Origin of the sequence: Pseudomonas helleri, assembly GCF_045830615.1 — a bacterium.
GTDB lineage: Bacteria > Pseudomonadota > Gammaproteobacteria > Pseudomonadales > Pseudomonadaceae > Aquipseudomonas > Aquipseudomonas helleri.
The window spans coordinates 873749-890916 of the sequence record NZ_CP174501.1; the positions used below are offsets into that span (position 1 = coordinate 873749).

The following is a 17168-nucleotide window of genomic DNA, read 5'->3' on the forward strand; positions in this document are numbered from 1 at the left end:
CACCGGCCCTAGTCTGTTTGACAACGTGCTAATGCGCCGGTCGTCCTGACCGGCTCGCAGGTTGCTCTTTACTCCCAACGAGCCCGAACGATGAATCAGAACGCTGAGCCTTCTGTCGTAAATGATGCTGTGCGTGGAGATTTTATTCCTCGCGTCTGGGGGCTGATAACGCCTTACTGGCGCAGTGAGGAGCGCGCCAGGGCCTGGCTGCTGTTGATCGCGGTGATTGCCTTGTCGCTGGTCAGCGTCGGCATATCGGTATGGATCAACCATTGGTACAAAGACTTCTATAACGCGCTGGAAAACAAAGACAGCGCAGCCTTCTGGCACCTGATCGGCTACTTCGGGCTGATTGCTGCCGCCGGTATTGTGGGCGCGGTGTACCGGCTTTATCTCACGCAGATGCTGACCATCCGCTGGCGGCGCTGGCTGACCGAGCAGCACTTCGCGCGCTGGCTCGCCCATAAAAACTACTATCAGCTGGAGCAGGGCGGTTACACCGATAACCCTGACCAGCGCATCAGCGAAGACCTCAACTCCTTCACCGACAGTACGCTCTCCCTCGGCCTGGGCTTGATCCGCAATGTGGTCAGCCTGGTGTCGTTCTCGATTATTTTGTGGGGCGTGTCGGGCAGCATCGACGTCTTCGGCATCACCATTCCTGGCTATATGTTTTGGTGCGCACTGTTATATGCCTTGGTCGGCAGTTGGCTGGCGCATTTGATCGGTCGCCGCCTGATTGGCCTGAGCAACCGACAACAACGCTACGAAGCGGATCTGCGTTTTTCGATGGTACGGGTGCGTGAAAACGCCGAAAGCATCGCCTTGTACAACGGTGAACCCAATGAGCTTGAGCGCCTGAGCAGCTGTTTCAGCAAGGTCTGGCACAACTTCTGGACGCAAATGAAGGTGACCAAGCGCCTGACGTTTTTCACGGCCGGTTATTCGCAAATTGCGATTATCTTCCCCTTTATCGTGGCGGCCCCGCGCTACTTCGCGGGCAAGATCGAGTTGGGTGAGCTGATGCAAATCAACTCCGCTTTCGGCAATGTACAAGAGAACTTCAGCTGGTTTATCGACGCCTACGTGACGCTGGCGGCGTGGCGCGCCACCTGTGATCGTCTGCTGAGCTTCCGTCAGGCCATGACCGACAACGAACAGCGTCAACCGGCGATTGATGTACAGGCCCAGGGTGGGGCATTAAGCGTCAATGACCTGAGCCTGGACCTGGCCGATGGCCGACCTTTGTTGCACGGGGCGAGCCTGAACGTGGCACCCGGTGACCGGTTGATGCTTAGCGGTCGCTCCGGCAGCGGTAAAAGTACCTTGCTGCGCGCCATGGGCGGGCTTTGGCCGCAAGGCGGCGGGGCGATTCGAATGCCCCATGAGCGGGCGTTGTTCCTGCCGCAGAAGCCTTACCTGCCGATTGGCACCTTGCGCGAGGCGCTGAGTTATCCACAGAGCGGCGACACATACCCGTCTGAGCGCTATGAAGAGGTGCTGCGCACCTGCCGCCTGGAGCATCTGATCCCCAAACTTGACGAGGCCAATCACTGGCAGCGAGTGTTGTCGGGCGGTGAGCAGCAGCGACTGGCGTTTGCCCGGGCACTGTTGTATCGCCCGCAATGGCTGTACATGGACGAAGCGACGTCAGCGATGGATGAAGAGGACGAGGCGCGGTTGTATCAGGCGCTTATCGATCAACTGCCGGGCCTGAGTATTGTCAGCGTGGGGCACCGTAGCAGCCTGGCGCGTTTTCATCCACGGCATGTGCGAATTGATGGCGGACAGTTGCTGGCTCAGTAACGCAGTAGCGTTGTGTTTCAAGAAGCGGCGCGGGTGTTCGCCTGCGCCGCGGGTATGCATTAAGCGCTTACGCAACGACCGTGATGGTGTGCTCAGCCGAGGGGCCAGCAGTGCCGGCTACGGAGTAAGAGATCACCACTGTCCCCCCAATTACCGGTTTGAACACTTCAGACACGACTTTGAAGAATGTGTTCTCGGTGTCTGTTTGGATGCCATGACCGAGGTACCACAGTGAGCCTTTATTGCCCTTGGCGTCATAGGTCTGAAAGTAAAAGGTCAAATAGTCGTCTTTATACAAGTGGGTTTTGAGGTCTACCTCGAATTCGCCCTGGCCTGAGCCAATTGAAAGTGTGTTGTTGGGCAGATCGGGAGTTGTGGGTGCTGGTAGCCCCTGTGTGGATTTACGTGGGTGGATTAGTGTTGGCTTTTGGGCTTTTGTTTTGCTGGTCATGGTTTTTTCCTGAGCGATAAGAGGCGTTTTTTAAAGCAGCGTTTTGTGGTACTCGAGCAGCATTAATCCACGTTATGTGCGCCTGCACAGCCTGTTATAAGTGACAGTGGCGACGAGTGGTCATGCTTTGTTAAGTCCGCGTGCTAGAGCGCCTGCTTGGTTTTATAAGCCACTTTTTTGCCAGACGTGACGAGCCCAATCGCCACACGCGACTGGGCTGCAGTATGACCAGGGTGAGCTGGTTACTTGATTTTCAACTCAAGGGATTTTGAGGTTTCTTTCTTGGTAATTGTTACGACGTAATAAATGTCTACGCGAGGATAGTTTTCAGGGTGAAAAAGTGACATTGACACTTCCCACGTCACTTTTTTGGCCTGTGCTTCTTCCGCCGACAGGGTGTGGGTGAATGTCCAGTTATTGGCCTTGCTGCCATCAGTTCTAATGAATTGCAGGTGTTGATCCAGTTCCTGGCCTGCGGCCATTTGTGGATAGCTGATCGTGATGGTCACGAATTTATCGTCTTGCGTGAAGTAAATAGTATTGTCGCTAAGGTCAGGTGCAACGGGGGCAGGCAAGGTGCCTGCCTGGGTGGTCGGTACGGTTTCTTTCAGGTCTGCACGAGTGATGCGTCTGTGATGATGTTTGCTGGTCATGACATTTCCTTGAGCATCAGTAGGCACTTCGAAGAACAGTGCTGGAACAAGTACGAACCGCATTAATGCACGTTTATAAGTCGAGCACAGCCTGTCACAAATAACAGTCTTGACGACTGGTCATGCCTTGTTACGTGCGCATGCTAGAGTGCCTGCCTCGCCTTTCGGAGCAAGTCATGAACCGCTTATTTCGCTGTGTTGCCCCTCTTTTGTTGACCGTCAGCTTGCCCTTGGCCGCAGCGCCGGCGGTTTCTTCACCTGTTCATGCACAGTTTTTGCCCGCCGATGATTTGCAATTGCGCAGCGAGAAGCCTGAACAGCAGCAACTGATGCAGGTAACGTCGTATTCGGTGGTGGTAGGCAGCCAGCGCCCCTCCAATCAGCAGCCTATTCCGGTGACGGCGTCGTTGCTGGTGCGCTTGAAGGGCAAACCGTTGAGCCAGGGTGCGACCGTGCGCGAAGTGCTGATTTCGTTCGACGGTGAAAGCAAGAGCCTGAAAAAGCCGGCTTTTGACAGTGAGAGCAAAACCCTGGCGTTGTCTTATCCGCTGTCCCAATACCGCGTGGTGATGGATTTGTTGCGCAATGACATCGTCTATTGCCAGTTTTTGACCTATGCCAATGGCCATATTTGGGCTGACTTGCACACCGGCAGCGTGCGTGCGCGTTGAGCCTTGGGTAAACTGCGGCCCTCGTGAAGTATCAGCAGGCTGGAGTCGGACATGCGTAAAGATAAGAAGCAGTTGATTGGTGATGAGATTGGCGATGAGCAGATCAAGTTGTTCCTGGACTTTGAACCTGTGGACGCGACGTCCCCTTCACTGCACAAATTGATCAAAGGCTATCGCGGTCTGCGTATCGACGACTTCGGTCGTTACCTGACCTTTTTCAAAGAGGCCGGCTACGATCTGGATGGCAAGGATGAGCACGGCCAGACCTTTGTCGACCTCATCAAAGACCAGCGCAATGCTGCCGAGTACATCGAACTCATCGAAGCGGCACGCGGCTGATCCAGCCCTGTAGGAGCGAGCTTGCCTCGCGATCTTTTAGAGATCAAAAGATCGCGAGGCAAGCTCGCTCCTACACCGTTTTATAGGCACCAATAAAGACACTTCCTACCTAACCTGCGCTTTTTGCGACGGGGTGTTTTTGTGTGGGCGAACAATACTCAAGGGTGTCCAAAAGGACTTTGGGCTGTCTTTTAATTTGAAGGGAATCGAATCATGAATCGGCTTAACGACCTTATAAAAACACTGGTCTTTGGAGTAGGGCTGATCGCTTTGGGCTCGGCTGCCCTGGCGGCCGATGAGGTGCTGGAGGTGGAGGTGTTTAATGCCAGCGGCCATGCAATCACGCCTGGAGATGATTTTTCATGGCTGGAAGACCCGGACAACGCCGGGCACGACTTTGTAGTAGCCCCCAAGTCCAGCCAGGAGCTGATGTATTACCTGCCCGTCGCCAGAGGCGCAGAGGCATTTACCTATCGCCAGGGCGAGCAGGCCTGTCACTTCGGTTTTGGCCACCTCACGCCGGGTGAGGCAGACCTCAATCGTTGGGCTCAGGCCAAATCAACGGGGACGGTTGCAGCCACCTGTGCGGCTGAGCTTATTGCCGTGCCGGACGATGACGAATTTATACGCAATGGCGGCACACGGGTGCTGTTCACGATGGGCTAGAGCTTAAGCCAAAAAAAAGCCCCTGACCCGGAAGGGCAGGGGCTTTGGGTGGCCAATCAATGCGCCAGCGTAGGGTTACGCGAGTTGAGTATCAGCCTTTTTTGGCTCAACCAGTTCCAGCAACTCGGAGTTACGGGTACTGATTTCGCGATACAGCTCGGCATCGGTCTCCAGAGTCTTTTCCCGTGCCGGGAAAATTTCCTTGAGGCGCGCAGCCCACTCGCCGGTGGCCTTTTGCGCAAAGCAGCGCTCGATCAGGTCCAGCATGATCGACACGGTCACCGATGCACCTGGGGACGCACCTAGCAGGGCGGCCAGCGAACCGTCTTTGGCGGCAACCAGTTCGGTACCGAACTGCAATACGCCGCCTTTTTTCGGGTCTTTCTTGATGATCTGAACCCGTTGGCCGGCCACTTCAAGGCGCCAGTCTTCAGCCTTGGCCTGTGGATAGAAGCGACGCAGGGATTCCAGACGTTCTTCCATCGACTGACGCACTTCGCTGATCAAGTACTTGGTCAGGTCCATGTTGTCGCGGGCAACGGCCAGCATCGGGCCAATGTTACCCAGGCGGATCGACATTGGCAGGTCAAGGAACGAGCCGTGCTTGAGGAACTTGGTGGTGAAGCCGGCATAAGGGCCGAACAGCAGCGATTTTTTGCCGTCAACCACACGGGTGTCCAGGTGAGGAACCGACATCGGTGGCGAACCCACGGCTGCCTGGCTGTATACCTTGGCTTGGTGGTGTTTGACCACTTCGGGGTTGTCGCAACGCAGCCATTGACCGCTCACCGGGAAGCCGCCGTAACCTTTGCTTTCTTCAATGCCCGAGGCTTGCAGCAATGGCAAGGCCGCGCCGCCTGCACCCAGGAACACGAACTTGGCATCGACGTGGCGAGTGCTGCCGCTGTTGATGTCTTTGATGCTGACAGTCCAGCCGCTGCCGTTGCGCTTGAGACCAGTGACTCTTTTGCTGTACTTGATCTGCGTGCCTTCAGCGCTGTCTAAGTGCTTGAGCAATTGCTGGGTCAAAGCGCCGAAGTTAACGTCAGTCCCGTTCTGGACGCGGGTGGCTGAGATCACTTGGTCCGCAGGGCGGCCCGGCATCATCAGCGGCATCCACTCAGCCATTTTGGCTTTGTCTTCGGTGTATTCCATGTCGGCAAACGCATGGTGCTTGCTCAGCACTTCAAAGCGTTTTTTCAGAAAGGCCACACCTTTTTCGCCTTCGACATAGCTCAGATGAGGCACTGGGCTAATGAAGGACTTGCACGAACCGAAGGTCCCTTGTTGGGCCAGGTGGGCCCAAAACTGCTTGGACACTTCGAACTGGGCATTGATGTGCACCGCTTTTTTGATGTCGATCGAGCCATCAGCCGCTTGCGGCGTGTAGTTCAATTCGCACAAGCCAGCGTGGCCGGTGCCTGCGTTGTTCCACGGGTTGGAACTCTCTGCAGCACCCGAATCCATCTGCTCAACAACTTCCAGCGTAATACCAGGGTCGAGCTCTTTGAGCAGCACGGCCAAGGTGGCACTCATGATGCCCGCTCCAACCAGTACTACGTCGACTGCTTCGTTATGCGCCATTAACGCGTCTCCAAAATCTACGGCACCTAATTGACGGCATAGCTGCCAGGTGTACCAAGGCCTTATTCAGATAAGGGCTCTGGTCACTCATGACAAGGATCGCCATGTCCGATTCATCGCAATTTCTTGCAGCTTCAGCGGACGCCACCAACCGGGCCTTCAAGGTTCATATGAACGCATTTCAGGGCTCGGGAGGCAATTCGACTTAAGGTCAAGAGCGTCCGTTTGTGCAACCAAATCCGTAAGCGGACAGGCTTTCAGTCCTGTGCTCTGGAGCCGATCAAGTTCCTGCTGGGTGAGGATGTTGCAGACGCTAATGGTGCTTGTTCAGACGCAAAACTTTTCATTTGCTCGCCACACTCTTGTGAAGTTGTGAAAACCCGTTTTTTTCACGCTCTCTTGAAGACGTGAACCTCAAAAAAGGGCTACCGCTACTGGCGCGTGCGGGTATGCAACGCACAGGCCGAGCAACATGGCAGCTCTGGCAGATCGGGCAAAGGCGCAGGTTGGTGTTGGAAACAGCAAGCTGCCAGCTTCACATGATCTGTGTGGGCGGCTCTCTGTGGGCGGTACGAAGGAGCTAATAAAAGCACATTAGCGATGCTGCGAGGCCCGATCAGGAGACGTCCTTATAATCGGGGGGAGATTGTAGCGAAGAAACGTGGGCAATTGATCCTGTTAAATGACTTTTATTGGTGCGTCCGTCAGAGGCCGAGTGCGGGTAGCACCGCTGAGCGCGTTGCTCGCGCAGGCATACGGGCGCTGGCAGGTAGTACCTGGTGCAACCAGTTGAGGCGAATTTCTTCGATCTCGACCCAATTGTCGCCGACCGGCGGTTGTTTGCACTGTTTAAAGGCCTGGCAGCGGCCCATCGAGTCCAGCCGTGCGTAACAGCGATGAGGTTGCAGAAACGAGAATAACGACCATGACCTGTTCATGGGGAGCACCTGTTGAGTCAGTAGGTCAAACATTACCGGTGGGTCGTGACATGACGATGTATCGGCCATGACAAGGTGGTGACAGCAAGCGGCTGGTTCCCGCAGGTACAGCACCGCTATACTGGCGTCCGGTTTTATCCAGTCCTGGAGAGATGAGCATGTTGCAACGCCTGTTGTTCGGTTTGATCACTGTGACCAGTTTGACTCTGGTCGGCTGCGCCCACAGCCCGCAACAACTCAGTCCGCAGCCCAAACTGACCAAGCAAATCGCGCCTGTCGGCCGTGGTCAGCCTGTGGTCGTGCGCGTGGTGGATGGTCGTCCTTCGCCAACCCTGGGCACTCGCGGTGGCATGTACCCGGAGACCAGCTCGATCAACGTCAGCAGCGCCGATGTGATCCCCAAGCTGCAAGCTCAAGCCGAAGCCGCTGTGCGTTTGCTGGGCTACACCCCGACAGCCAATGGCGGGAACGCACCGCAATTGACCGTTACCTTGTCTGAACTCAAGTATCAGTCGCCTAAAGACACCATGTACGTCACCGAAGCGACCATCGGTGCGGCCTTCCGCTCTGACGTGCGCAATGGCGGTCGTTCGTACAGTGGTCGCTACAGCGCCTCGCTGGATCAGCGTTTCGGCATGGCGCCGAATCAGGAAACCAACACCAAGCTGGTCAGCGACGTGTTGAGCGATGCCCTGACGCGCGTGTTCGAAGACCCGTCGGTCGGTCGTTTGCTCGGCGAGTAAACATCGACCCACAAAAAAGCCCGAACGGTTTGAGTTCGGGCTTTTTTGTGTCTGCCAGGTTCAAGCGGCCTCGGCGTAGGGCTCAAGGCGGCTGATGCCGGTGAGCAGGTCAAGCTCGGGCAGGTCGGCATGGGTGTGACCGCTGAGCGCGCAATAGACCAGCCAGTGACGATCCTGGACGTTAAAGGAAAAGCTCTCGATCAATGCCTGTTGTTCATCACTCGGGGCGATCAGATAGAGGCGGTCCTGGTTTTCAGCGTGCAGCATGACAAGCTCCGTGTCAGTGTCGAGGGGCCATAGAGTGGCCTCTCTTCATGACGATACGGTGACAGGGCAATTTAGGCCGGTTGTCATGTTTTGCCAGAGGCTGGCGTGCCTTGCGACCCTTTAAAGATCAAAAGATCGCGAGGCAAGCTCGCTCCTACAGGGGTAGGCCAGCCTTGACGCGGTACTGGTTGCGCACCGGCATTGCGTATTGCAGCACCAGATACGGGCGATGCTCGGCAGGGCAGGCGTCCAGGCGGCGTTGCCATTCTTGCTGGGCCTTGGACAGTTCTTGCTCCGGGAAGACTTCGGCTGCGCTCGGCACCTGCAATTGCGGGTCGGCATCGGCCCACTGGGCATACGCCAGGTAGTGTGCCGGGAACAGGCGGTAGCCGGTGAGGATGTGGCGGTCCATTTCAGTGGCCAGCAGTTTGCTGTCTTCGAATGCTTCGCTGATCGGCGCCGCAAAGTTTACGTGCACACGGCCTTTGTAGCCGGTGATGCCGTTGGCAATGCTGGTGTCGTCTTCGCCGGGGGCTTTGCTGTACGTGCCCGTGGTCGCGCGGATGTACAGCTCGCGAGCCTTGGCCTGATCGCACGGGTCGTATTCGTAGCTGATCGACACCGGGGTCAGGTTCAGTGACTGAATGACCTCGGCGAAAGGCTCGTTTTTACGGCTCATGTGAAACATCTTCAAGATCGCCGAGTCGGTGCGGTCATCACCGTCTTTGGCGCGGCCTTCCGCCTGGGCGATCCAGATGGACTGGCCGTCGTTGCGAATCGAGTGGTTGATGTACGCCGACAGCAGTTGGTACGCCGCCAGCTTTTCGCGGCGCCCGGTGATCGAGCGGTGCACGATAAAGCTTTTGTTCAGGCGCATCAGGTCGCTGACAAAAGGCTTTTGCAGCAGGTTGTCGCCAATCGCGATGCGTGGGGTTGGCAGGCCTGCGTGGTACACGGCGTAGTTGACGAAGGCCGGGTCCATCACGATGTCGCGGTGGTTGGCCAGAAACAGGTAGGCGGTGCCCGACTTCAATTGCTCGACGCCGGTATAGGTCACGCCGTCTGTGGCATGCTCGATGGTGCGGTCGACGTACACCTCGACCTTGTCTTGCAAGCTCGCGACCGATGTCACGTTCGCGAACTCTTTGCGCAGGCGATGCGCTATAAGGGGTTTTAACAGCCAGCCGAATGCACCCGCCAGGCGTGGAAAGCGAAAGTGGGTGAGGATATCTAGAAAAGCCTTGTCACTGAGCAGTCGCGCCAGAACAGCCGGGACTTCAGTGTCACTGTAAGGTCGGATGGTATCGAATTCGCCCATCATGTTCTCTTGTTGGAAGCGGCTAGGATTAATACACAGGGCAGGACAAAAATAGGGCCCTGCTAATAGACCGGCGATTATACGCACAAGTCACTCTGGAGACCGCGATGCTTGAAACTGAGAGCTATGATTGCCCGTATTGTGGCGAGCCAGGCGAAGCTGTGCTTGATCTGACGGGGGGCGATCAGCAGTACATTGAAGATTGCGCGGTGTGTTGCCGGCCGATTGTGTTTACGCTCCAGACCGACGGCCAGGAGTGGATGCTCGATGTACACAGTGAGAACGAGTAGCAGGCAGGTGATATGCAGCGAATCTACGAGCCAGAAAATTTGATGGAAGCTGAACTTTTACTGGGCATGCTTGCCAGTGAAGGCATCGTTGCGTGCTTGCAGGGACGTGATCTGGTGGGCGGTACGGGCGAGTTGCCAGCCTTGGGTTTGCTGGGGTTGGCGGTCGCCAATGAGCAAGCGTTACAGGCACGCGAGTTGATCGATGCGTACAATGGCGCTTCGCCGCTGGCGGGTGATGAGCCTGAAAGCTTTGCGGGTGTACTGGACTGCTGAGCAGCCTGTTTTCACTGTATCTATATAGAAGAGTTGTGCAGCCCCATGTGTGGACGTTTTGCCTTGTTTCGTTGGAACCCTGCTTTTGCAGCCTTGCCCGGGTTTCCGGCGGATCAGCAGGCCCAGTGGAACATTTCACCCAACGACTCGGTGTTGATCCTGCGCGCAGGCCAGGAGCCCGGGCAGCGAGAGCTGGCGCGGGCGCGTTGGGGGCTGACGCCATCGTGGATGACCGACCTGTCGCGCACGCCTGCCCATGCCCGTGCCGAAACCCTGGCGGAACAGCCGATGTTTCGCGAGGCTTTTCGCCAGCGGCGCTGCCTGATTCCGGCCAACGGCTTTTATGAATGGCGTGGCACTGCGCGCAAGCGGCCTTATTGGCTGACGCCGGGCGTGGGTTCGTCGCTGTTTTTTGCCGGGATCTGGGAGGCGTATCCGGTCGAAGGGCATGTGTGGCTGAGCACGGCCGTAGTGACCCAGGCAGCGGCTACTCAGCGTCGTCCTTTAATCCTCGATGAAGCCGGGCAGCAAGCCTGGCTTGATCCCGAGACGCCGCTGCCGGCCTTGCAAGCGCTGCTTGCCAGCCCGCAAGCCGCGTTGCGCGAGCGGCCCTTGGCCAATCTGGTCAACGACCCCAAACTCAATGCGCCTGAGTGCCTGACGCCGGGTTGAGATACGATGCGCGCCACCTTTATGGACCGTCTTTATGGAGAGCCTCGATGGGTAAGTTAGCGGTAATGTGGGCGCTGGGCGCAGGGGTGTTGCTCAGTGGCTGCCAGGCGGTGAATACCACCCAGGGCGGCGCGGTGGGGGTTGAGCGCAAGCAGTACATGTTCAGCATGCTGTCGAGCCAGCAAGTTGACCAAATGTACGCGCAGTCGTACCAAGAAACCGTCAGCACGGCCAACGCCAAAGGGGTGCTGGACAAAACCAGTGCCAACGCCAAACGCCTGCAGGCCATTGCCAATCGGCTGATTGCCCAGGCGCCGGTGTTTCGCCCGGATGCCGCGCAATGGAACTGGGAGGTCAATCTGATCAAGAGCGACGAACTCAACGCCAACTGCGGCCCTGGCGGCAAGATCATTTTCTACAGCGGGATCATCGAGCAGCTCAACCTGAGTGACGACGAAATTGCGGCGGTCATGGGCCATGAAATTGCCCACGCCTTGCGCGAACACGGGCGTGAGTCCATGTCCAAGGCGTACGGCGTCGAGATCGCCAAACAGGGCGCGGGCGCCTTGCTCGGCTTGGGCCAGGACAGCATGCAATTGGCCGATACCGTGGTCAATTACAGCCTGACGTTGCCCAACAGTCGCAGCAATGAAAACGAAGCAGACCTGATTGGCCTGGAGCTCGCGGCGCGTGCGGGTTACAACCCGAACGCCGCGATTACCCTGTGGCAGAAAATGGGCCAGGCTTCGCAAAACTCGCCGCCTGAATTCATGAGTACCCACCCGGCCTCCAGCAGCCGGATTGCCTCGCTGGAAGCGGCGATTCCCAAGGTGATGCCGCTTTATCAACAGGCCCCGAAAACTCAATAACGGGCTTGCCCTCACCCTGGCCCTAAAGGCAAAAGCTGATCTGCGAAACGCCACAAATCAGCGCCTTCTCCCTCCGGGAGAGGGTTGGGGTGAGGGTCCATTTATACCCAGCCGCTCGTCACCATTGCCTTGTACACGGCCACCAGAGCCAGCACGAAGAACGCGGTCGCCGCCAGTCGGCGGATCAGGGTCAGAGGCAGTTTGTCGGCGGCAAAGTTACCGGCCAAGACCACCGGCACGTTGGCAATCAGCATGCCCAGGGTGGTGCCGATAATCACCAGCCACAAATCCGGGTATTGCGCCGCCAGCATCACGGTTGCGACCTGGGTTTTGTCGCCGATTTCGGCAATGAAAAACGTGATCAGCGTCGTGACGAACGGGCCGTATTTGCGCGCGGTGCTGGCTTCGTCGTCATCCATTTTGTCGGGCACCAGGGTCCACAGTGCCGTCGCGGTAAAGCTCGCGGCGAGGATCCAGTGCAGCATCACATCGGTGAAGAACGTACTGAACCAGGCGCCAACGGCACCGGCTGCAGCATGGTTGGCAAGGGTTGCGACGATGATGCCGGCGATGATGGGCCAGGGCTTGCGAAAGCGCGCGGCCAGAATGAGGGCGAGCAATTGCGTCTTGTCACCGATTTCGGCCAAGGCAACGATTGCAGTTGGAATGAGTAAGGAATCGAGCATCATCAGGTAATTTTCCAGGGGCGGGTCGACACGGCTATGACACGTACAGCCTTCCCGCCCCGGGTAAGGTGTTCGTGTCATAGGTCTTGTCAAACCCTGGTCCGTCTGTGCGGACGCCTGGGTCGCATGCGCCATGGTCTGTTGACCAAGTATGTTGACGCATGCCGGACGAGCGTGTTGCTCGTGGGAGACTACTCCCCTAGGACGGAGCGGATTCTGCCTAGGCAAATCCGATCCGGCAAGCCCTGATTTTCAAAAACTGTCAGCGACGCTTTGCACTGTAGATCCGAAAACCCTGCCCTTCAGCCTTGACGGCGCAGTGCCCGAATTGCTCTTCGATCAGCGGCTGATAGCGCAGGAAGCTATTGGCCACAAGTCGGAGTTCGCCACCTGTTTTCAGATGTTTGACCGCTTTTTTCAGCAAGTTTTCGGTCGCGTGATAATCGGTGTGTACGCCGACATGGAACGGCGGGTTGCTCAAAATGGCATTCAAACCCATCGGCGCAGCGTCGATTCCGTCACCGGTAATAACCTCAGCTTCCAGACCATTGGCAGCCAATGTCAGACGGCTGCTGGCGGTGGCGAAGGCGTCGACATCGAGCAGGGTGACGCTGTTATGAGGATAACGACGCTTGACCGCGGCACCGAGCACACCCGCGCCGCAGCCAAAGTCCAGCAAGTGACCGCTGGGCAGTTTGTCCAGGTGTTCAAGCAGCAAGGCGCTGCCGCGATCCAGGCGGCCATGGCTGAAAACTCCCGGCAAGCTGACGACTTTCAACGGGCCTTCGGCCAGTTCCAGCTCGTAATGCTGTGCCAATTGCTCAAGCACGGGCGCTGCCGGGGCGTTGTCGACGGTGACTTGCCAGAGTTGGCAATGCCGCGCGCTGTCGAGCTTGCGCGGCTTGCCGAAAGGGATGAGTTGCTTGGACGCGCCCTCAATGCCGCCTTTCTTTTCGCCGACCAAAAACACATCGGCGCCGGGCAGGCGAGCGGCCACGGCCTTGAGCACGTAATCGCTCAATTCCTTGGACTTGGGCAGGAACACCACAGCGGTGTCGAAGGCCCGCTCCGGGACTTCGACGCCAAAGTGCACGCGCCCGGCAAAGCGCGCATCGAGTGCCGCCTGATCGCCCGCGTGCCAGCACCAGCCGTGGGCGTCGGGCAGCGCGTTGAGCAACTCGTCAGCCGGTAAACCGACTAACAGTACCGAACCCTGAAAGTAATCAGGCTGACGAAGCAGTACTTCACTGCGCGGATCCATACTGTGCTCCTCAAAAAAGGAGCGCAGTTTATCAACTGACGACGCGTAGCGCTGTACCGCTGAAGAAGGCTTCGGCGTTTTGCGTGAGTTGGTTGACGATTCTCTGCCGCGCCTCACGGCTGCCCCAAGCGCTGTGCGGGGTAATGATCAGGCGCGGAATGTCATCGGCCAGCAGCGGGTTGCCGTCGCGTGGCGGTTCGACGCTCAACACGTCGGTGGCCGCGCCGCCCAAGTGGCCGCTGCGCAGGGCATCAGCCAGTGCCTGTTCATCAATCATGCCGCCACGCGCGGTGTTCACCACAAATGCGCCGGGCTTGAGCAACGCCAGTTCGCGGGCACCAATAAAGTGGCGCGTGTGTTCGTTGAGCGGGCAGTGAAAGGTCAGGGCGTCGACCTGTGGCAGCAATTCGTCCACCGTCAGGCGGTCGGCGCGGGCCGGGCGGCCGGGAATCTGCCCGATCAGCACGTTCATGCCGAAAGCTTCGGCCAGTTTGGCCACTGCACTGCCCAGCTCGCCATGGCCAAACAGGCCAAGGGTTTTGCCTTCCAGCTCAACAATTGGAAAGTCCAGCAGGCAGAACTGCTTGGCCTGCTGCCATTTGCCGTCGGCCACGGCCTTGTTGTAATCGACCAGCCGTGTGGCCAGCGCCAGCAGCAGGCCGAGGGTGTGTTGCGCCACCGATGGCGTGCCGTAGCCCTGGCAGTTGGCAACGGTGATGCCGTGCTCGCGCGCAGCTTCAAGGTCTACGTTATTGGTGCCGGTGGCAGCGACCAAAATCAGCTTGAGGTCCGGGCAGGCGGCGAGGGTGGTGGCGTTGAGCAGGATTTTATTGCTGATGACGACGCTGGCGCCCTGCAAGCGCTCGATGATGTTGTCTGGCGTGGTGTCTGTGTACAACTGCAGCTCGCTGAACGCATTGCGCAGGGGGCTGAGGTCAAGATCGCCGAGGTCAAGAGACGGGTGATCAAGGAAGACTGCGCGTTGAGTATTCGTCATCAACTGTACCTTTTGTGCTGTCGAGTGAAGGCGTAAGGTGTCGAGCCTAACAGAAGAAACAATTTGTAATGGAGCCGTGCATGTATTGGACAGAATTTTTGACTGTCGCCTTGATTCACTTGTTGGCTGTGGCCAGCCCGGGGCCGGATTTTGCTGTGGTCGTGCGTGAAAGCGTGACCCACGGTCGACGTGCGGGGATGTTTACCGCGCTGGGCGTGGGTTCGGCGATTTTCCTGCATGTGGGGTATTCGTTGCTGGGCATTGGAATCATTGTGTCGCAGTCGATTGTGCTGTTTAACGCGCTCAAGTGGTTGGCTGCGGCGTACTTGCTGTACATCGGCTTCAAGGCCCTGCGCGCCAAGCCTGCGGACCCTGCCGCTGTTGCAGCGGCATTGCCGGTGGGTGAGCGCACCGCGCGCGGCGCTTTTACCTCGGGCTTTGTGACTAACGGGCTAAACCCCAAGGCGACGTTGTTTTTTCTGTCGCTGTTCACCGTTGTGATCAACCCGCACACACCGCTGGCGATCCAGGCCGGTTACGGCGTGTACCTGGCGGTGGCGACGGGCGTATGGTTCTGCATGGTGGCGATGTTGTTCAGCCATCAGCGCGTGCGCACCGGTTTTGCCCGCATGGGCCACTGGTTTGACCGCACCATGGGCGCGGTACTGGTCGCATTGGGCGTGAAACTGGCCTTCACCGAGATGCATTGATCCATAAAGAGCCGTAGTCGCTGCCGAAGGCTGCGAAGGGGGGCGAAGCCCCCCGTTGTCCCGTACCCACCGGGATTTTCGCGAAGCCCGTGGTTTGGTTTACGCCCGATCTTGTCAAATTCTGGTTTTCCTTCATCCTTGCGGGCTTATTGCAGCGTGCGCACGGAGAAGTATTAATGCCCTCAGTCAGCCGGTTCTGGTGCCGAGCCAAACTGCCCTTGGCAGTCAGCCTCGCCTCGGTGCTCGCCGGGCCCGCTTGGGGCGTGAGCTTTAACATTGGCGAAGTCGAAGGCCAGTTGGACTCCGAACTGTCCATCGGCGCCAGTTGGTCCACCGCCAAGGCTGACAGCAAATTCATCGGCGCCAACAATGGCGGTAAAGGCCACTCTGAAATTTCTGACGATGGCCGTCTCAATTTCAAACGCGGCGAAACCTTTTCGAAACTCTTCACCGGCGTTCACGGCCTGGAGCTGAAGGTCGGCGACAGTGGCCTCTATGTGCGCGGCAAGTACTGGTACGACTTTGAGCTGCAAGACGACAGTCGCCCCTTCAAACCCATCAGTAACAGCGGTCGCCGAGCGTCGGCGCAGTCGGCCGGCACGCAACTGCTGGACGCCTACGTCTATCACAACTACGCGATTGGCGATCAGCCAGGGTCGGTGCGTGTAGGCAAACAAGTGGTCAGTTGGGGCGAAGGTGAGTTTATCGGCGGTGGGATCAATACGATTAACCCCACGGACGTTTCCGCTTATCGACGCCCCGGCACCGCTTTCAAAGATGGCCTGGTCCCGGTCAACCTGTTCTACGTTTCACAAAGCCTGACCGACAACCTGTCTGCCCAAGCCTTTTATCAGCTCGACTGGGAACAGTCTGAAGCCGATAACTGCGGGACGTTCTTCTCGCAATCTGACGTGATGGCCGATGGCTGCAGCGGCAATTACCGGGTGATGAGCAAGCGCTCTGCACTGAATGTCGCCGATCTTGCCGCGCTGACCTCGGCGGGTGTCGAGGTGAACGAGGAGGGCGTGCTGGTGCGTCGCGGGGCTGATCGTGATGCGCGCAACAGCGGGCAATTTGGCCTGGCCCTGCACTACGTGTTTGAGCCGCTGGACACCGATTTTGGTGCGTTCTTCATGAACTACCACAGCCGTGACCCGATCCTCAGCGGTCGTGCGGCGTCGCAATCGGTGTACAACACTGCCTCCGGTGCGGGCAGCCTGGCGCCGATGATCGTGGCCGGCAACGCCAGCTACTACGTTGAATACCCCGAAGACATTCGCCTGTATGGGTTGAGCTTCAACACCACGTTATCCACAGGCACGGTCTGGAAAGGCGAGCTGAGCTACCGCCCCAACGCGCCGGTACAACTCAACAGCAACGACCTGCTGTACGCCAACGTGACCCTGTTGCCCGGCCTTGCCGATGCGTCCCCCTTGAGTGTGACGCCGGGTGCTGATAACCAAGGCTATCGGCGCAAAGAAATCACCCAGTTCCAGACCTCGTTGCGGCATATCTTCGACAACGCCATGGGCGCTGATCGACTGACGCTGACCGGCGAGGTCGGAGTGATCCGCGTCGGCGGGCTGGAAGGCAGCGCGCAGGCGCGTTACGGGCGTGACCCGGTGTTTGGTTCTGACGGCCATGACGGCTTCACCACGGCCAATGCCTGGGGCTATCGTGCCCGCGCGGTGTGGGACTACAACAAAGTCTTGCCTGGCCTCGACCTGAAACCCAACCTGGGCTGGTCCCATGACGTCAGCGGCTACTCGCCGGGCCCGGATAACACCTTCAACGAAGGCCGCAAGGCCATCAGCCTGGGCATCGATGCCGAATACGAAAACACCTACTTGAGCAGCCTGTCGTATACCAACTTCTTTGGCGGGCGTTACAACACCCTCAGCGACCGCGACTTTGTGGCGTTGAGCGTGGGGCTGAAGTTTTGAGCGGTTTTAAACAGATTTGGAAGCCTGAACC

Annotated in this window: 20 protein-coding genes and 1 riboswitch; of the genes, 11 read left to right on the plus strand and 9 right to left on the minus strand. The window is 58.0% G+C overall.

The window, feature by feature from the left end:
* Positions 1-90 precede the first annotated feature (90 nt).
* A complete protein-coding gene (locus ACJJU9_RS04055; RefSeq protein WP_407730115.1) occupies positions 91-1806 on the plus strand; it encodes an ABC transporter ATP-binding protein/permease in 1716 nt (571 codons plus the stop codon).
* 67 nt (positions 1807-1873) lie between these two features.
* Here ACJJU9_RS04055 and ACJJU9_RS04060 read toward each other — a convergent pair whose 3' ends face one another.
* Positions 1874-2257 (minus strand): hypothetical protein, encoded by a 384-nt coding sequence (locus ACJJU9_RS04060; protein ID WP_353231537.1) that lies wholly within the window; start codon positions 2255-2257, stop codon positions 1874-1876.
* A 242-nt stretch (positions 2258-2499) separates the two neighbouring features.
* A complete protein-coding gene (locus ACJJU9_RS04065) occupies positions 2500-2910 on the minus strand; it encodes a hypothetical protein (protein ID WP_048391421.1) in 411 nt (136 codons plus the stop codon).
* 176 nt (positions 2911-3086) lie between these two features.
* On the opposite strand from ACJJU9_RS04065, the gene ACJJU9_RS04070 reads away from it, so the two are divergent.
* The 3 genes from ACJJU9_RS04070 (at position 3087) to ACJJU9_RS04080 (ending at position 4586) form a co-directional block, all read left to right on the plus strand.
* The gene (locus ACJJU9_RS04070) at positions 3087-3581 is read left to right on the plus strand and encodes a hypothetical protein (protein WP_407730116.1); all 495 of its coding nucleotides are present in this window, start codon (positions 3087-3089) and stop codon (positions 3579-3581) included.
* A 51-nt stretch (positions 3582-3632) separates the two neighbouring features.
* Complete coding sequence (locus ACJJU9_RS04075; protein ID WP_153333238.1) at positions 3633-3920, plus strand: PA4642 family protein; 288 nt, start codon at positions 3633-3635, stop codon at positions 3918-3920.
* A gap of 213 nt (positions 3921-4133) precedes the next feature.
* A complete protein-coding gene (locus ACJJU9_RS04080) occupies positions 4134-4586 on the plus strand; it encodes a hypothetical protein (protein WP_407730117.1) in 453 nt (150 codons plus the stop codon).
* Between the two features lie 75 nt (positions 4587-4661).
* Here ACJJU9_RS04080 and mqo read toward each other — a convergent pair whose 3' ends face one another.
* Positions 4662-6170 carry a malate dehydrogenase (quinone) gene (gene mqo, locus ACJJU9_RS04085; RefSeq protein WP_407730118.1) on the minus strand — a complete coding sequence of 503 codons (1509 nt, stop codon included), beginning with the start codon at positions 6168-6170 and terminating at the stop codon, positions 4662-4664.
* 704 nt (positions 6171-6874) lie between these two features.
* Positions 6875-7108: a hypothetical protein gene (locus tag ACJJU9_RS04090; protein WP_048367239.1), complete on the minus strand. Its 234-nt coding sequence runs from the start codon at positions 7106-7108 to the stop codon at positions 6875-6877.
* Between the two features lie 158 nt (positions 7109-7266).
* Here ACJJU9_RS04090 and ACJJU9_RS04095 point away from each other — a divergent pair, with 158 nt between their 5' ends.
* Positions 7267-7851, plus strand: a complete 585-nt coding sequence (locus ACJJU9_RS04095; RefSeq protein WP_048367238.1) for a YajG family lipoprotein — start codon at positions 7267-7269, stop codon at positions 7849-7851.
* Between the two features lie 60 nt (positions 7852-7911).
* Here the strand turns inward: ACJJU9_RS04095 and ACJJU9_RS04100 are convergent, their stop codons facing one another.
* Entirely contained in the window at positions 7912-8118 is a 207-nt protein-coding gene (locus ACJJU9_RS04100; RefSeq protein ID WP_048367237.1) for a hypothetical protein, read from the minus strand.
* A 154-nt stretch (positions 8119-8272) separates the two neighbouring features.
* Complete coding sequence (locus tag ACJJU9_RS04105) at positions 8273-9436, minus strand: 1-acyl-sn-glycerol-3-phosphate acyltransferase (protein ID WP_407730119.1); 1164 nt, start codon at positions 9434-9436, stop codon at positions 8273-8275.
* Positions 9437-9543: 107 nt separating this feature from the next.
* On the opposite strand from ACJJU9_RS04105, the gene ACJJU9_RS04110 reads away from it, so the two are divergent.
* From ACJJU9_RS04110 to ACJJU9_RS04125, 4 genes are read left to right on the plus strand one after another with little or no spacing between them, the layout of a single operon-like run.
* On the plus strand, positions 9544-9726 hold the full coding sequence (locus ACJJU9_RS04110) for a CPXCG motif-containing cysteine-rich protein (protein ID WP_048367235.1): 183 nt from the start codon (positions 9544-9546) through the stop codon (positions 9724-9726).
* 12 nt (positions 9727-9738) lie between these two features.
* Positions 9739-9999 carry a putative signal transducing protein gene (locus ACJJU9_RS04115; protein ID WP_048367234.1) on the plus strand — a complete coding sequence of 87 codons (261 nt, stop codon included), beginning with the start codon at positions 9739-9741 and terminating at the stop codon, positions 9997-9999.
* Positions 10000-10044: 45 nt separating this feature from the next.
* Positions 10045-10671, plus strand: a complete 627-nt coding sequence (locus ACJJU9_RS04120; RefSeq protein WP_407730120.1) for an SOS response-associated peptidase — start codon at positions 10045-10047, stop codon at positions 10669-10671.
* Positions 10672-10718: 47 nt separating this feature from the next.
* The gene (locus ACJJU9_RS04125) at positions 10719-11540 is read left to right on the plus strand and encodes a M48 family metallopeptidase (RefSeq protein WP_407730121.1); all 822 of its coding nucleotides are present in this window, start codon (positions 10719-10721) and stop codon (positions 11538-11540) included.
* A 101-nt stretch (positions 11541-11641) separates the two neighbouring features.
* Here the strand turns inward: ACJJU9_RS04125 and ACJJU9_RS04130 are convergent, their stop codons facing one another.
* The 3 genes from ACJJU9_RS04130 to ACJJU9_RS04140 form a co-directional block, all read right to left on the minus strand.
* Positions 11642-12226 carry a TMEM165/GDT1 family protein gene (locus ACJJU9_RS04130; RefSeq protein ID WP_048367790.1) on the minus strand — a complete coding sequence of 195 codons (585 nt, stop codon included), beginning with the start codon at positions 12224-12226 and terminating at the stop codon, positions 11642-11644.
* Between the two features lie 92 nt (positions 12227-12318).
* A riboswitch (yybP-ykoY riboswitch) is annotated at positions 12319-12438 on the minus strand.
* A gap of 50 nt (positions 12439-12488) precedes the next feature.
* Entirely contained in the window at positions 12489-13487 is a 999-nt protein-coding gene (locus ACJJU9_RS04135; protein ID WP_262125486.1) for a class I SAM-dependent methyltransferase, read from the minus strand.
* Positions 13488-13518: 31 nt separating this feature from the next.
* Entirely contained in the window at positions 13519-14484 is a 966-nt protein-coding gene (locus ACJJU9_RS04140) for a 2-hydroxyacid dehydrogenase (protein ID WP_407730122.1), read from the minus strand.
* 80 nt (positions 14485-14564) lie between these two features.
* Between ACJJU9_RS04140 and ACJJU9_RS04145 the strand changes: the two genes are divergently transcribed.
* Together ACJJU9_RS04145 and ACJJU9_RS04150 are read left to right on the plus strand one after the other, a co-directional pair.
* Positions 14565-15194: a LysE family translocator gene (locus ACJJU9_RS04145; protein ID WP_048367227.1), complete on the plus strand. Its 630-nt coding sequence runs from the start codon at positions 14565-14567 to the stop codon at positions 15192-15194.
* A gap of 176 nt (positions 15195-15370) precedes the next feature.
* Positions 15371-17137 carry a DUF1302 domain-containing protein gene (locus ACJJU9_RS04150; RefSeq protein ID WP_407730123.1) on the plus strand — a complete coding sequence of 589 codons (1767 nt, stop codon included), beginning with the start codon at positions 15371-15373 and terminating at the stop codon, positions 17135-17137.
* Positions 17138-17168 lie beyond the last annotated feature (31 nt).

Bases quoted from the DNA above. Each gene is read 5' to 3' on its own strand.
- ACJJU9_RS04055 (WP_407730115.1), top strand. From the start codon at position 91: ATGAATCAGAACGCTGAGCCTTCTGTCGTAAATGATGCTGTGCGTGGA.
- ACJJU9_RS04060 (WP_353231537.1), bottom strand. From the start codon at position 2,257: ATGACCAGCAAAACAAAAGCCCAAAAGCCAACACTAATCCACCCACGT.
- ACJJU9_RS04065 (WP_048391421.1), bottom strand. From the start codon at position 2,910: ATGACCAGCAAACATCATCACAGACGCATCACTCGTGCAGACCTGAAA.
- ACJJU9_RS04070 (WP_407730116.1), top strand. From the start codon at position 3,087: ATGAACCGCTTATTTCGCTGTGTTGCCCCTCTTTTGTTGACCGTCAGC.
- ACJJU9_RS04075 (WP_153333238.1), top strand. From the start codon at position 3,633: ATGCGTAAAGATAAGAAGCAGTTGATTGGTGATGAGATTGGCGATGAG.
- ACJJU9_RS04080 (WP_407730117.1), top strand. From the start codon at position 4,134: ATGAATCGGCTTAACGACCTTATAAAAACACTGGTCTTTGGAGTAGGG.
- mqo (WP_407730118.1), bottom strand. From the start codon at position 6,170: ATGGCGCATAACGAAGCAGTCGACGTAGTACTGGTTGGAGCGGGCATC.
- ACJJU9_RS04090 (WP_048367239.1), bottom strand. From the start codon at position 7,108: ATGAACAGGTCATGGTCGTTATTCTCGTTTCTGCAACCTCATCGCTGT.
- ACJJU9_RS04095 (WP_048367238.1), top strand. From the start codon at position 7,267: ATGTTGCAACGCCTGTTGTTCGGTTTGATCACTGTGACCAGTTTGACT.
- ACJJU9_RS04100 (WP_048367237.1), bottom strand. From the start codon at position 8,118: ATGCTGCACGCTGAAAACCAGGACCGCCTCTATCTGATCGCCCCGAGT.
- ACJJU9_RS04105 (WP_407730119.1), bottom strand. From the start codon at position 9,436: ATGGGCGAATTCGATACCATCCGACCTTACAGTGACACTGAAGTCCCG.
- ACJJU9_RS04110 (WP_048367235.1), top strand. From the start codon at position 9,544: ATGCTTGAAACTGAGAGCTATGATTGCCCGTATTGTGGCGAGCCAGGC.
- ACJJU9_RS04115 (WP_048367234.1), top strand. From the start codon at position 9,739: ATGCAGCGAATCTACGAGCCAGAAAATTTGATGGAAGCTGAACTTTTA.
- ACJJU9_RS04120 (WP_407730120.1), top strand. From the start codon at position 10,045: ATGTGTGGACGTTTTGCCTTGTTTCGTTGGAACCCTGCTTTTGCAGCC.
- ACJJU9_RS04125 (WP_407730121.1), top strand. From the start codon at position 10,719: ATGGGTAAGTTAGCGGTAATGTGGGCGCTGGGCGCAGGGGTGTTGCTC.
- ACJJU9_RS04130 (WP_048367790.1), bottom strand. From the start codon at position 12,226: ATGCTCGATTCCTTACTCATTCCAACTGCAATCGTTGCCTTGGCCGAA.
- ACJJU9_RS04135 (WP_262125486.1), bottom strand. From the start codon at position 13,487: ATGGATCCGCGCAGTGAAGTACTGCTTCGTCAGCCTGATTACTTTCAG.
- ACJJU9_RS04140 (WP_407730122.1), bottom strand. From the start codon at position 14,484: ATGACGAATACTCAACGCGCAGTCTTCCTTGATCACCCGTCTCTTGAC.
- ACJJU9_RS04145 (WP_048367227.1), top strand. From the start codon at position 14,565: ATGTATTGGACAGAATTTTTGACTGTCGCCTTGATTCACTTGTTGGCT.
- ACJJU9_RS04150 (WP_407730123.1), top strand. From the start codon at position 15,371: ATGCCCTCAGTCAGCCGGTTCTGGTGCCGAGCCAAACTGCCCTTGGCA.